Annotated in this window: 13 protein-coding genes; 2 read left to right on the forward strand and 11 right to left on the reverse strand. The window is 72.7% G+C overall.

Features of this window, described 5'->3' with window-relative positions; genetic code table 11:
• Positions 1-41: 41 nt before the first annotated feature.
• Positions 42-809: an SDR family NAD(P)-dependent oxidoreductase gene (locus ACIPSJ_RS50260; RefSeq protein ID WP_401356850.1), complete on the forward strand. Its 768-nt coding sequence runs from the start codon at positions 42-44 to the stop codon at positions 807-809.
• Positions 810-831: 22 nt separating this feature from the next.
• On the opposite strand, the gene ACIPSJ_RS50265 is transcribed toward ACIPSJ_RS50260, so the two are convergent.
• From ACIPSJ_RS50265 to ACIPSJ_RS50280, 4 genes are read right to left on the reverse strand one after another with little or no spacing between them, the layout of a single operon-like run.
• Entirely contained in the window at positions 832-1,617 is a 786-nt protein-coding gene (locus ACIPSJ_RS50265) for an enoyl-CoA hydratase/isomerase family protein (protein WP_401356852.1), read from the reverse strand.
• A 1-nt stretch (position 1,618) separates the two neighbouring features.
• Positions 1,619-2,707, reverse strand: coding sequence for an acyl-CoA dehydrogenase family protein (locus ACIPSJ_RS50270; RefSeq protein ID WP_401356854.1), 1,089 nt, complete (start codon positions 2,705-2,707; stop codon positions 1,619-1,621).
• The gene (locus tag ACIPSJ_RS50275) at positions 2,694-3,611 is read right to left on the reverse strand and encodes an acyl-CoA dehydrogenase family protein (RefSeq protein WP_401356857.1); all 918 of its coding nucleotides are present in this window, start codon (positions 3,609-3,611) and stop codon (positions 2,694-2,696) included. The genes ACIPSJ_RS50270 and ACIPSJ_RS50275 overlap by 14 nt, the downstream gene beginning before the upstream one ends.
• Positions 3,589-5,022 carry a class I adenylate-forming enzyme family protein gene (locus tag ACIPSJ_RS50280; protein WP_401356860.1) on the reverse strand — a complete coding sequence of 478 codons (1,434 nt, stop codon included), beginning with the start codon at positions 5,020-5,022 and terminating at the stop codon, positions 3,589-3,591. Before ACIPSJ_RS50280 ends, ACIPSJ_RS50275 begins: the two co-directional genes overlap by 23 nt.
• Positions 5,023-5,119: 97 nt before the next feature.
• On the opposite strand from ACIPSJ_RS50280, the gene ACIPSJ_RS50285 reads away from it, so the two are divergent.
• Positions 5,120-6,121: a 2Fe-2S iron-sulfur cluster-binding protein gene (locus ACIPSJ_RS50285; protein ID WP_401356863.1), complete on the forward strand. Its 1,002-nt coding sequence runs from the start codon at positions 5,120-5,122 to the stop codon at positions 6,119-6,121.
• On the opposite strand, the gene ACIPSJ_RS50290 is transcribed toward ACIPSJ_RS50285, so the two are convergent.
• From ACIPSJ_RS50290 to ACIPSJ_RS50320, 7 genes are all read right to left on the reverse strand, one after another.
• Positions 6,098-7,153, reverse strand: a complete 1,056-nt coding sequence (locus ACIPSJ_RS50290; protein WP_401356865.1) for a CaiB/BaiF CoA transferase family protein — start codon at positions 7,151-7,153, stop codon at positions 6,098-6,100. The genes ACIPSJ_RS50285 and ACIPSJ_RS50290 overlap by 24 nt on opposite strands.
• Positions 7,150-8,106 carry a TIGR03564 family F420-dependent LLM class oxidoreductase gene (locus ACIPSJ_RS50295; RefSeq protein ID WP_401356867.1) on the reverse strand — a complete coding sequence of 319 codons (957 nt, stop codon included), beginning with the start codon at positions 8,104-8,106 and terminating at the stop codon, positions 7,150-7,152. The genes ACIPSJ_RS50290 and ACIPSJ_RS50295 overlap by 4 nt, the downstream gene beginning before the upstream one ends.
• Before the next feature lie 74 nt (positions 8,107-8,180).
• Positions 8,181-8,573 carry a cobalamin B12-binding domain-containing protein gene (locus ACIPSJ_RS50300; RefSeq protein ID WP_355727732.1) on the reverse strand — a complete coding sequence of 131 codons (393 nt, stop codon included), beginning with the start codon at positions 8,571-8,573 and terminating at the stop codon, positions 8,181-8,183.
• Positions 8,573-10,153, reverse strand: a complete 1,581-nt coding sequence (locus ACIPSJ_RS50305; RefSeq protein WP_401356869.1) for a methylmalonyl-CoA mutase family protein — start codon at positions 10,151-10,153, stop codon at positions 8,573-8,575. Before ACIPSJ_RS50305 ends, ACIPSJ_RS50300 begins: the two co-directional genes overlap by 1 nt.
• 179 nt (positions 10,154-10,332) lie before the next feature.
• The gene (locus ACIPSJ_RS50310; RefSeq protein ID WP_401356872.1) at positions 10,333-11,157 is read right to left on the reverse strand and encodes an SDR family oxidoreductase; all 825 of its coding nucleotides are present in this window, start codon (positions 11,155-11,157) and stop codon (positions 10,333-10,335) included.
• Between the two features lie 92 nt (positions 11,158-11,249).
• On the reverse strand, positions 11,250-11,657 hold the full coding sequence (locus ACIPSJ_RS50315) for a hypothetical protein (protein ID WP_359223765.1): 408 nt from the start codon (positions 11,655-11,657) through the stop codon (positions 11,250-11,252).
• 173 nt (positions 11,658-11,830) lie between these two features.
• Positions 11,831-13,294, reverse strand: a complete 1,464-nt coding sequence (locus ACIPSJ_RS50320) for an MFS transporter (RefSeq protein WP_401356875.1) — start codon at positions 13,292-13,294, stop codon at positions 11,831-11,833.
• Between the last annotated feature and the right edge of the window lie 77 nt (positions 13,295-13,371).

A 13,371-nucleotide genomic window follows, 5' to 3' on the forward strand; every position in this document is an offset into this window, starting at 1 on the left:
TCCTCATACTAGAACCATGTATCCCTGGGAGGGGAGTCGCGATGCGGGTTCAAGGGGCGTCAGCGGTCGTGGTGGGCGGAGCCGGAGGTCTGGGCGAGGCGACCGTGCGCCGGCTGCACGCGGCGGGAGCGTCCGTGGTCGTCGCCGACCTCGCCGACGAGAAGGGCAAGGCCCTGGAGGAGGAGCTGGGGGTCCGGTACGTGCGGACGGACGCCACCGACGAGGGCCAGGTGCGTGCCGCCCTCGGGGAGGCGGAGTCGCTGGGCCCGCTGCGGATCTCGGTGGACGTGCACGGCGGCCCGGCGAGCGGCGGCCGGCTGGTCGGCAGGGACGGTGAGCCGCTGGACCTCGCCGGGTTCCGGCGGACCGTCGACATCTACCTGACCGGCGTCTTCAACGTCCTGCGGCTGGCCGCCGCCGCGATGGCCCGGCAGGAACCCGTGGACGAGGACGGCGGCCGCGGGGTCGTCGTCAACACCGCGTCGATCGCGGCGTACGAGGGCCAGATCGGGCAGCTGCCGTACGCGGCGGCCAAGGGCGGGGTCGCCGCCATGACCCTGGTGGCCGCCCGCGACCTGTCCCCGCTCGGCATCCGAGTGGTCACCGTCGCCCCGGGCACGTTCCTGACGCCCGCCTACGGCAAGGCCGGCGACCAGCTGGAGAAGTACTGGGGGCCGCAGGTCCCGCACCCCCGCCGGATGGGCCGCTCCCCCGAGTACGCGGCCCTCGTCCAGCACATCTGCGAGAACGACTATCTCAACGGCGAGGTGATCCGCCTGGACGGGGCGCTGCGCTTCCCGCCGAAGTGAGCGGCCCCGCCGCGGCGGCGGGTCACTTCTCCCGGTTCGTGAGGCGGGCGAGGGTGTCCCGGAAGTCATCGGTCCGGAAGGACTGCTCCTCGGCGGTCGTGGCGTAGTCGAGGGTGGCGAGGACCGCGCGTTCCAGGTGCAGGTTGAGGATGCGTTTGGTGCTCTCCGCCGCCTGCCGGGGCAGTCCCGCGATCCGCTTGGCGCAGGCGGTCGCCTCGGCGAGCGGGTCGGCCACGACGTGGTTGGCCAGGCCGAGGGCGACGGCCTTCTCGGCCGGGATACGGGCGCCGGTGAGGGCGTACTCCTTGGCGAGCAGCAGGCTGGTGTGCAGCGGCCAGGTGAGCGGGCCGCCGTCGGCCGCGACCAGGCCGACCTGGACGTGCGGGTCGGCGAGGTAGGCGGACTCGGCCATGTAGACGATGTCGCTGAGCGCGACCAGGCTGCAACCGAGGCCCACGGCGGGGCCGTTGACCGCGGCGACGACGGGGACCCGGCAGCGGACCATCCCCAGCACCAGGTCACGGCCGTGAGCGATCGTCCTGGCCAGCAGGTCGGGATCCTGTCGGATCTCGTCGAGGTAGCCGAAGTCACCGCCCGCCGAGAACGCCGTCCCCGCCCCGGTGAGTACGGCGGCCCGCGCGTCCCGGTCGCCGGCGAGCCGGGGCCAGAGCCGGGCGAGGCCGGTGTGCAGCGGGTCGTTGACGGCGTTGAGCGCGTCGGGCCGGTTGAGGGTGATGATCCGCAACGGCCCGTCCGCGCGGACCTCGATCTCCGCAGGCATGCCGTACATGTGCTGACCGTCCGTCATGTCAGGCTCCCAGTCCGAGGATCCGCGAGGCGATGATGTTCTTCTGGATCTGCGAGGTGCCGCCCATCACGCTCTGCGCGCGGCTGTAGAGGTAGGTGTGCAGGAGCTCCGGGTCGTCGGTGCCGCCGACGGCCAGGGCCGCGTGGCCCACCGCCTGCTCGGTCCAGGTCATGAGGAGCTTGTCCAGGGAGCCCTCGGGGCCGTGGGAGACGCCGTCGAGCTGCTCGGAGAGCCTGCGGCGCACATGCAGGCGCAGCATCTCCGTCTCCACGATCGCCCAGGCGAGCTCGGGCGGCGGAGTGCCCGGGGTGCGGGCCACGAGGTCGCCGACGATCTTCCCGTAACGGGCCGAGAAGCCGAGGGTGGAGGGTTCGCGCTCGTGTCCGACGACCGTCATGGCCAGCGCCCAGCCCTCCCCGGGCGCGCCGACCATCTGGTCCGCGGGCACGGTCGCGCCGTCGAACAGGACCTGCCCGAACTCCTTGGTCACCCCGCTCATCATCTTCAGCGGGCGCTGTTCCACGCCGGGTTGGTCCATGGCGACGACGAACGCGGAGATACCCCGGTGGCGGGGTGCGTCCGGGTCGGTGCGGGCGAGGAGCAGGCACCAGTCGGCGACGTCGGAGTAACTGGTCCAGATCTTGTGGCCGTTCACCACATAGGTGTCGCCGTCGCGGCTGGCGCTGGTGGTGAGGGAGGCGAGGTCGGAGCCGGCGCCGGGTTCGCTGAAGCCCTGACACCAGCGTTCGGTGCCGTCGATCATGCCGGGCAGGAAGCGGCGGCGCAGTTCCTCGCTGCCGTGCCGGCCGAGGCCCTGGACGAGATAGCCGAGGCTGGGACGGGCCGGGGCGCCGGCGCGCACCAGTTCCTCGTCGAGGATGACGTCGTAGACCGGCGGGAGGTCGTGGCCGCCGTACCGCTCGGGCCAGGAGAGGCCGAAGAATCCGGCCGCGTGCAGGGCGCGGTGCCAGTCGCCCTGGCGGGCCCAGTACGCGTCGCCGGACGTGGGGAAGGCGCCGGCGTGCTCGGCCAGCCAGGTGCGCAGGCGGTCGCGGAAGGCGGCCTCCTCGGGCGCGTCACGAAAGTCCACGGTCGATCTCCTCCAGGCGCACGGGGAACAGGTCGGCGGACGTCAGCGCCCGGCGCAGATGGACATGGGCCAGGCACTCCCAGGTGTTGCCGATGCCGCCGTGCACCTGGACGGCCGTCTCGCAGACGGTGCGGGCGGCGCGGGCGCAGTAGAGCTTGGCGATCCGGGCGGCCCTGAGCGCCTCGGCGGGCGGCAGTTCGTCGACGGCCCAGGCCGCGTGCCGCAGGACGCTGACGGAGCCCTCGATCAGGGCCAGCCCTTCGGCGAGGAGATGGGCGACGGCCTGGTAGGAGCCGATCGTCCGGCCGTACTGTTCACGGATCCTGGCGTAGTCGCAGGCGAGAGTGTGTGCGCCGCGGGCCGCCCCGACGAGGTCGGCGGAGGTGGCGACCATGGCCAACGCCCGCCAGCGGTGCGCCGCTTCGGCGGTGAGCGTGCCGATCTCCTCGGGAGCACCGCGCAGTTCGGCGGTGCGGCGGGTCAGATCGGCGCCGGGGGCGAGGGGACCGATCCTGGAGGACTGGACCCGGTCGCCCGCGAGGGCGAGAGCCTGTCGCATGCCGCGCGTGTCCCACGCCCGTCCGGTCACGGAACCGGTCACCGAGCCGGGCACGGCCACGGTCGCCGCGGAGAGCCCGGGGGCCAGACCGTCGGCGAGCACCGGCCCGAGGTACGGCACGTCGACCAGCCCGCGCCCGAACTCCTCCACCACCAGGGCCACCTCGACGCCGGAGGCGCCGTCCGAGCGCAACGCCCGCCAGCCGGTGGCCTCGACCGCCTTCTCCAGTCGGGCGATCCGGTCGGCGTCGTCCAGTGCGAGGACCGAGCCGGGGCCCAAGTCATCGGCCAGGCGGGCCGCCGCGTCCCGGAGTTGGCGTTGCTCAGCTGTCAGCCGTACGTCCATCGCGCTCCTTGAGAAGCTCTTCCTTGAGGACCCGCTCTTTCAGCACTCGCCGCAGCGCCTTCCCCGAGGGCAGGCGCGGGATCTCCGTCACGAACTCGACGCGGCGCGGCCGTTTGTAGGAGGCCAGCCGGCTGCCGACCAGGTCGACGAGTTCGGCGGCCTCGACGGGCGCGGCCCGCCGCACCGCCGCCACGACCGCCTCCCCGTCGGCGCCGTCGGGGACGCCGAACACCGCGCAGTCGGCGACCGCCGGATGACCGTGCAGGACGGCCTCGACCTCGGCGGGGGCCACCTGGAAGGCCCGCACCTTGATCATCTCCTTGGAGCGGTCGGTGAGGTACACCCAGCCGTCAGCGTCGACGCTGCCGACGTCACCGGTGCGGTACCAGCCGTCGTGGAGGGCGTCGGCCGTGGCCTCGGCCGGCAGGTAGCCGGCCATCAGGGACGCGGAGCGCACCTCGATCTCCCCGGTCTCGCCGGGGCCGACCGGTTCACCGCTGTCCAGCGAGACGACCCGCAGGCGCACCCCGGGCACGGGACGGCCGGGCGTGTCCAGCCGGGCCCCGTCGAGCGGGTTGCAGGCGATGACGGGCAGTTCGCTCGCCCCGTACGCGGGCACCCAGCCGACGCCCGTCCGCCGGGTCACCGTCTCGGCGATGCTCGGGGTCACCGGCGTGGCGCCCCACATGATGTACCGCAGCGAGGACAGGTCGTAGGACTCCAGCTTCGGGTGGGAGGCGAGGGCGAGCGCGATCGGGGCGACGGCCATCTCCACGGTGATGTGGTCGCGTTCGATGTGGTGCAGCAGCCGGTCGAGGTCGAAGCGGCGGTGCAGCCGCAGCCGGGCGCCGGTTTCGAGGGCCGTGACGATGTTGAGCAGGCCCAGGATGTGCGAGGGCGGGGTGGCGATCTGCAGCCGGTCGCGGGCGGTGAGGCCGAGGGCGTCCCGCCAGTGGCGGACGGCGGCGGCCAGCGAGCCGTGGGTGTGCCGGACGGCCTTGGGCATCCCGGTGGTGCCCGAGCTGAACACCAGCACCGCGTCGGCTTCCCGGTCCACGGGCACCTCTCGCGCCCGTCCCGGCACGATCGGCTCGTCCAGGTGCAGCATCGGCATCAGGCCGTCGAGCACCGGGTGGTCGCCGACGGCGTGGTCCGGCTCGGTGACGGCCAGGGCGTGCTCGACCTCGCCGCGCTTCCAGGCCGGGCTGAGCAGGACGACCGCCGCGCCCAGCCGCCAGACGGCCTGTACGGCGATCACGAACTCGGGCCGGTTGGACGACATCAGCGCCACCCGCTCCCCCGCCCGCAGGCCCCGCCGGGCCAGTGTGCCGGCCAGCCCGTCCGCGAGCGCGGTCAGCTCGGTTCGGCTGTACTCCCGGTTCTCGAAGACCAGCGCGGCCCGTTCGGTCATCTCTCGCTCCCGCCCGTTGAGAGGGTCCCCTTCGCCAGGTGAGAATAGTATTCTCATTGGGACAGAACCTTGATACCAGAGCTTGAGGAGGGCGTCCATGGCGAGCCCGGCCCTGTTCCGGCGTGCGACCGTCGTCAAGATCGTCCAGGAGACCGCCGACGCCCGGACCTTCGTGCTGGACCCGCACGACGGCCCGTTCACCTATCTGGCCGGGCAGTTCTGCGTGTTCCGGGTCCGGGTCGACGGGCGGGACCTGCTGCGTTCGTACTCGATGTCGAGCGCTCCGGAGTCCGACGCCGAGCTGACGACGACGGTCAAACGCGTCCCGGGAGGCAGGGTCTCCAACTGGCTCCTCGACCGCGTCGGCGAGGGCGACGAGCTCGAACTGACCGAGCCCCGCGGGAAGTTCTGTCTGCGCCCGGCCGGGACACCGCTCCTCGGCTTCAGCGGCGGCAGCGGTGTCACCCCGATCCTCTCCCTGGCCAAGAGCACCCTCGCCGGCACCGGGCGGAGCGTCCGGCTGCTCTGCGCCGACCGCGACCGGGACGCGGCGATCTTCCGCTCGGTGCTGGAGGAACTGTCCGCCCGCTACCCCGGGCGGCTGACGGTCGTACGGCATCTCGATGCCGAGCGCGGGTTCCTGGACCCGGACGGCATACGGGAGTTCGTCGGGGCGGACACCGACGCGGACGCGTACGTGTGCGGGCCGGAGCCCTTCATGGAGCTGGTGGAGGCCGCGCTGCCCGGTCCCGGGCGGGTCTTCAGCGAGCGTTTCGGCGGCGGTGCGGCCGTACCCGCGGTCAACGGCAGCAAGGCGCCGGAGGACGCCGGGACCGTCACCGTCCTGCTCGGCGGCGCCCGCGTCTCGGTGCCCAAGCACCCGAACGAGACCCTCCTGCAGAGCGCCCGCCGGGCCGGTCTCACCCCGCCGTTCTCCTGCGAGGCGGGCAACTGCGCCACCTGCATGGCCAGGGTGACGGAGGGCAGCGTGACGATGCGGGTGAACGACGTCCTCACCGAGGAGGAGGTCGCCGAGGGATACGTGCTCACCTGCCAGGGCGTGCCGGACGAGGGGTCAGTCACCGTCCACTACGAGTGAGCCGTGTTCGCCGAGGCGGGGCGGCGGCCGGAACTCGGGCTGGTATCCGGCGACCCGGACCGGGCTGCCGATCAGCCGGAAGCCGCCCGCCCGCACGATCATCTCCGGGGTGGCGTCCAGCGCCTCGGGCAGGGTGCGCACGGCCGCCGCCGGGACGCCGAGCGGGCGCAGCCGCGCCTCCCAGCCCTTGGCCGTGTCCGCGGCCAGGGCCCGGGTGACGGCGGCGAGGACCTCGTCGCGGCGGGCGGCCCGCTCGGCCATCGTCGGGAAGCCGTCGATCCCGGCCTCGGCGGCGAAGGCCCGCCAGAAGCCGTCGTGCGTGACGAACAGCGCCAGGTACCCGTCGCCCGTGGGGAAGAGCTGGGCCGGTACGTAGTAGGAGTGGGCGCCGTGGGGCATGCGGCGCGGCTCGACGCCGTCGTTGAGGTAGGCGGCGGCGCGGTAGTTGAGCTGGGCGAGCATCACGTCCCGCAGCGCGACCTCCACTTGGCCGCCGCGCCCGGACACGATCTGCGCGAGCAGTCCCAACGCGGCGGTCAGAGCGGCCGAGTTGTCTGCGGAGGAATAGCCGGGCAGGGTCGGCGGACCGTCGGGGTCCCCGGTGAGCGCGGCGACGCCGGTCGCGGCCTGGATGACGTAGTCGAAGGCCGGGTCGTCGCCCGCGTCCAGCCCGTAGCCGGTCACGGCGACGCAGACGATCCGCTCGTTGAAGCGGCGCAGAGCGTCGTAGGTGAGGCCCAGGCGCCGGATCACCGACGGCTTGAGGTTCACCAGCAGCGCGTCCGCGTCGGTGGCCAACTCGCCGAGCCTGGCCCGTCCCTGCTCGGTCGTGAGGTCGAGGCGGATGCTGCGCTTGTTGCGGTTGATGCTGGCGAAGTAGGCGTCGCCGACCTGCCGGGAGAGGTCGCCGCCGGGCGGCTCGATCTTGGTGACCTCGGCGCCGAGGTCGGCGAGCAGCATGGTGGCGAAGGGGCCCGCGAGGATGTGGCCGACCTCCAGGATGCGCAGCCCGGCCAGCGGTCCGGGGTTCACCGGAACTCCGCCGCGAGACCGGCGATCATCTCCCGGGTACGGCGTTTGGAGGCGACCAGTTCCTCGCGGCCGTCGCCGAGGGGCAGCAGGCGTACGGACAGGTCGGTGACGCCCGCGTCCGCGAACCGCCGGAACCGGGCGGCGACGGCCGCCTCGTCGCCGGCCGCGCACAGGTCGCCGACGTCCTTGGCGTCGCCGTACTCCAGCAGCCGCTGGTAGTTGGGCGAGATCTCCGCCTCGCCGAGAATGCGGTTCGCGCGTTCCCGCGCCGCGTCGACCTCGGAGGGGCGGCACAGGCAGACCGGGATCCCGGCGGCGATGCGCGGTGCCGGACGTCCGGCGGCCTCGGCGGCCTTGGTGATCCGGGGCACGACATGCTCGGCGACGGCCCGCTCGTCGGCCATCCACAGCACCGTCCCGTCGGCCCGCTCGCCCGCGAGGGCCAGCATGACCGGGCCGAGGGCGGCGAGCAGGACCGGCAGGGGTGCCACGGGGCCGAGGTCGAGCGGGTTGTGCACGGTGTAGGTGGCGTTCTCGACGTCGACGGGGCCGGGGCCGCGGCGGGCCGCGTCCAGGATGTCGAGGTAGTCGCGGGTGAGCCCGGCCGGGCGCTCGTACGGCAGGCCGAGCATGTCCTGGACGATCCAGTGGTGCGAGGGGCCCACCCCCAGCGCCAGCCGTCCGCCGGTGGCCGCCTGCGTGGACAGGGCCTGGCGGGCGAGCGCGATGGGGTGCTGGGCCTGGAGCGGTACGACGGCGGTGCCCAGCTCGATCCGCGAGGTGCGCGCGCCCATCAGCGCGACGGCGGTCAACGCGTCGAAGTCCGTGGGGATCTGTGGGATCCAGGCGGTGTCCAGGCCCGCCGACTCGGCCCACTCCACGTCCGCGAGCATCCGTGCCGCCTTGCGGGCGGAGTCGCCCCGCTCGGGCCCGATCATGACACCGATCCGCACGTTCCCTCCAGCTGTCCGGGTGCGGGCCCCGCTCCTGCGAGGAGCCGGGGAAAGTCTGTGGATTCAGAGGGGGTTCAGGGGGACGCCGTGAGGGCGCGCACCTCGGCGACCACCACGTCCAGTGGGGTGCCGGTGGGGAACACCCCCGCCGCACCCGCGGCCTTGAGCCGCGGCACGTCCGCGGGCGGGATCGTGCCGCCGACGACGACCGCGATGTCCCCGGCGTCCGCGGCCCGCAGCGCCTCGACCGTCTTCGCCGTCAGCGCCAGATGCGCGCCGGAGAGCATGCTGAGACCGACCATCGCCACGTCCTCCTGGACGGCGGTGGCCACGATGTCGTCGACGCGCTGGCGGATGCCGGTGAACACGACCTCGAAGCCCGCGTCGCGCAGGGCCCGCGCCACGATCTTGGCGCCCCGGTCGTGGCCGTCCAGGCCGGGCTTGGCGATGAGCACGCGGATCCCCATCAGAACACCACCGGTTGCCGGAACTCGCCCCACACGTTCTTCAGCGCCGTGACCATCTCGCCGACCGTGCAGTAGGCGTTGGCGCAGTCGATCAGGGGGCCCATCAGGTTGTCGGTGCCCTCGGCGGCCCGGGAGAGGGCGGCCAGCCCAGCCCGGACTCCGGCCGGATCGCGTTCGGCCCGGACGCGGGCGAGCCGTTTGAGCTGGGTCTCGCGGCCCCGCGCGTCGAGTTCGTAGGTGGCGATCTCCGGGGCGGGCTCGTGTGCGTCGACGTACCGGTTGACGCCGACGACCGGGCGGGTGCCGGCCTCGACCTCCTGGTGGATCCGGTAGGCCTCGTCGGCGATGAGCCCCTGCAGATAGCCGTCCTCGATGGCCCGGACCATGCCGCCGTGCGCCTCCAGATCGGCCATGATCTCGACGATCCGCTCCTCGGTGGCGTCGGTGAGGGCCTCGACGAAGTAGGAGCCGCCGAGCGGATCGGCGACGCGGGCGACGCCGGTCTCCTGGGCGAGGATCTGCTGGGTGCGCAGGGCGAGGGTCGCCGACTCCTCGCTGGGCAGGGCGAACGGCTCGTCCCAGGCGGCGGTGAACATCGACTGGACCCCGCCGAGGACGGACGCGAGTGCCTCGTAGGCGACCCGGACCGTGTTGTTGCGGGCCTGCGGGGCATACAGCGAGGCGCCGCCGGCCACGCACCCGAAGCGGAACATGGCCGCCTTGTCGGACGCGGCGCCGTACCGCTCGCGCACGATCGACGCCCAGCGCCTGCGCCCCGCACGGTACTTGGCGATCTCCTCGAAGAAGTCGCCGTGCGTGTAGAAGAAGAAGGAGACCTGCGGGGCGAACTGGTCGATCGTCATCCGGCCGCGCTCCAGCACGGTGTCGCAGTACGTCACCCCGTCCGCGAGCGTGAACGCCATCTCCTGCACGGCGTTGGCGCCCGCGTCCCGGAAGTGCGCCCCGGCCACCGAGATCGCGTTGAACCTCGGCACCTCGGCCGCGCAGAACTCGATGGTGTCGGCGATCAGCCGGAGCGACGGCTCCGGCGGCCAGATCCAGGTGCCGCGGGAGGCGTACTCCTTGAGAATGTCGTTCTGGATGGTGCCGGTGAGCTTCGCCCGGGGGACTCCCCTGCGCTCGGCGGCGGCCACGTAGAACGCGAGCAGGATCGCCGCCGTGCCGTTGATGGTGAAGCTGGTGCTGATCCGGTCCAGCGGGATGCCCTCGAACAGCACCTCCGCGTCGGCCAGCGTGTCCACGGCGACCCCGACCCGGCCGACCTCCTCGCTCACCTCCGGGTCGTCGGAGTCGTAACCGCACTGGGTGGGCAGGTCGAGCGCCACGGAGAGGCCCGTCCCGCCCTGTTCCAGCAGATAGCGGTAACGCCGGTTCGACTCCTCGGCGGTGCCGAACCCCGAGTACTGCCTCAGCGTCCACAGCCGCCCCCGGTACCCGGACGCGTAGTTGCCGCGCGTGAACGGGAACGCACCCGGCACGGGCGGCTCGGCACCCCGGTCCGCCGGTCCGTAGACCGGCTTCAGCGGGATACCGGACGAGGTCTGCACAAAGTCATCCATCGCCCGGATACGCTACTTGCACAAAAAGAGAATGCCAATACCGTAGGCGAGAATTGCCCTGCCCCTTGCAAGTCACGCGACTGCAGCGCCCCGCAAGGGGCGCGGGGAACTGCGCGACCAGCCCCCACACCGCCGCAGCCGCGCACCGGCCGAACGCACCCCCACCAACCGCGCGGGCCTCACTCCTCCCCCACCGCCGCGCACAACCCCCCGTCCACGACGACATCCACGCCCGTCACGAAGCTCGCCCCGTCCGACAGCAGGAACGCGGCGACGGCCGCGACCTCCTCGCACCGGCCGACACGCCCCAGCGGCGTGCTCTCGACGAGCTCCCGTACCGACGCGTGCCGCGCCATCTCGAACCGCGTCTGCGGGGTGTCGATCGCACCGGGCGACACCGAGCACACCCGGGCGCCCAACGGTCCGAGCCGCACCGCCTCGGCGCGGACGAAGCGGTGCACGCCGTACGTGGCCCACGGGTACGCCCAGGCGGGATCCTCGATCGCCGGGCCCACCGCCTCGCGGACCCGGTCGAGGAAGTCCTCCTGCAACGGGTCGTCGAGGACCGCCGCGACCGCCGGGTCGGGGTCGACGTGGGCGATCAGCGGGGACACGGAGGCCAGGTACACGAACGCCGTCCCGGCCCCCGCCAGCGGCCGCAGCGCCTCGGCGACCAGCGCGGTCGCGACGAAGTCGGCCTGGAGCATGCCCCGCCAGTCGGCCTCCTCCGGAGCGACGCCCTCGGCGTGCGCGACGGCCCGGAGCGTGCCGAGTTCCCCGGCCCGGGCGGCCAGCCGGGCCATGTCGTCGCGGTCGGCGGTGTCCGCCGTGAACGGTTCGGCGACGGCCCGCCCGCCGCGGCCCGACAGATCCTTCGCGAACGCGGTCACGGCGGCTTCGTCGCGGTCGACGAGCAACAGCACGTCCACCATGTCGGCCAGGCGGCTCGCGCATGCCTGCCCGGTCCCGCGACCGGCACCGGTGGCAATACCTACCGTGGTCATGCGCCACTCCTCACTAGAGACACTCGTCACAGGACGAGTGTCTCTCGGGTGGCGGTTTCCGGGTTCCGGCGGGGCCGGGCCCGGCGACCGTGTCAGGACGTGCACACGCTCTTGAGCCGGTCGGCCGCCGCGTCGATCCGGCTGGAGTCGGGATGGGTGTCGCCGTTCAGGATCGCCTTGTTGTAGTCCTTGATCGCCTCGTTGAGGTCGTCGACCGCCTTGTCGACCTTGCCGTGGTCCGCGTTGTCGTCCGTCTTGTCGTTGATCTTGTCCAGGTTCTTCTCGATGGTGGTGATGGACTCCTCGGTCCGCGTCGGGTCCTCGATCGCGTCGGCGCCGGCCTTGTTGATGGCGGTGATGCTGTCGGCGATCGAGTCGGCGTTGGTGAGGCAGTCCAGCGAGTCGCCGGGGTCGCATCCGGTGGCGAGGGCGGCGGTCAGGGCGACGGCGGCTGCGGTGGTGGCGAGGACGGTGAAACGGCGGCGTCGGTCGACGGCCATGGGGTCGGTCCCTTCTGACGGCGGCGCGCTCGCGGCCACCGGCGGAATTCCTCGGCACGAGAGCCAGGTGCTCTCGATCTCTGCCGACCACGATCCCGTCCCCCGCCCGACGCCACGATGGAGCGGGCTCCCGGATCCCGGGTGTAGCCCGCTCCACCCCGTGGGTCCGTGCGTCAGACCGTCTGCGGGACCGGGGTCTCGGCCTCGCCGAGCCGCCTGCTCCGCGGCACGAGCGCGACCAGCACCGTCCCGAGGGCGCAGCATCCGACGACGAGCCAGAGGCCGTTGGTGAAGCCCTGGTCGAGGTAGAACTGCGTGCCCTTGAGGACCACTCCGTGCTGGGCCATGACCACGAAGGCCAGCTGGGAGACGATGATCTGGGCGACGCCCTGCGCGAGGGTCTGGGCGCCGTTGGCGAGGGCCTGTTCGGCGGGCGAGACCACCTCGATGATCATGATGGGGACGACGGCGACGACCATGCCGGTGCCGAGGCCCGCGAGCACGCCCCAGGCCACGATCTGGGGGCCGTTGTGGTGCAGGTGGGTGCCGATGCCGTAGCCGATGACCGTGCACACCGAGCCGATGGCCAGCAGGATCCGGGCGTCCACGCGGCGGGCGACCCAGCCGGTGCCCACCGCCCCGACGATGATCATCGCGCTGATCGGGCTGGTGACGATGGCGTTGTGGGTACCGGACCAGCCGAGGCCCTCGGAGACGTGCGGGATGTTCGGCATCAGCACCAGCAGCTGGATGACCACGCCGACGGCGCTGAGCGAACCGGCCGCCACGGAGGTGGCCAGCAGCACGGTCCACACAGGCCGGCGCCGGGTCATGGCCGGCGGGAACAGCGGCTCGGCCACCCGGCGCTCGACGATCAGGAAGGCGATCAGCGCGACCACCGCGCCGGCGACGAAGGCGATGAACTTGCCGCTGCCCCAGCCCCAGTCGGCGCCCTCTCCCACCGCGTACACGAGTCCGGTGACCCCGGCGCCGAGGAGGAGTCCGCCGGTCCAGTCCATGCGGCCCGCGCTCTGCCGGACCGGGCTCTCCGGGACGAAGAGGGCGACCATCGCGAAGCTCACCGCGGTGCTGACGGCCATGAACCAGAGCACGCCGCGGAAGCCGTAGTCGTCCAGCAGCCAGCCGGCCAGGAACGGTCCGCCGAAGGCGACCAGTCCGACGCCGCCGGCGAGGATGCCGCTGGCGATGCCGACCCAGCGGCGCGGGAAGATGTCGCGGGTGATGGCGTACCCGATGGGCATCGTGGCCGCGTAGACACCGGCGAGTCCGCGGCCGATGAGCAGGGTGCGGTAGTCGGTGGCGACGGCGGCGAGCAGGTCACCGGCGAAGCCGAGGCCGGTGGCGACGAGCAGGACGCGCTTCTTCCCGAACAGGGCGGCGCCCTTGACCATGAACGGCAGGAAGAAGGTCCCTGTCAGCAGGGTCATCAGGGTGAACCAGGCGATCTGGGTGGTCCGGAAGTGGATCGCGACGTCGGCCTGGGCGATGCCGGACAGCGCGGCGACGAGCGACACGAGCTGGACCGTCCACAACAGCGCGACGACGACGAGCACGTTGCGCGTGGTGGAGCGGGATCTGTCGTCCGCCTGTGGCGGAACGGTCTGCGTCTGGGACATGGGGGCCTTCCGTGGACGGTCGGGGGCGCGGGAAGCCGCCGCGGACAGACACGGCCTGAAGCGCCTTGCCGGAGGGG

This window comes from Streptomyces sp. NPDC090088 (genome assembly GCF_044747345.1).
Lineage (GTDB): Bacteria > Actinomycetota > Actinomycetes > Streptomycetales > Streptomycetaceae > Streptomyces.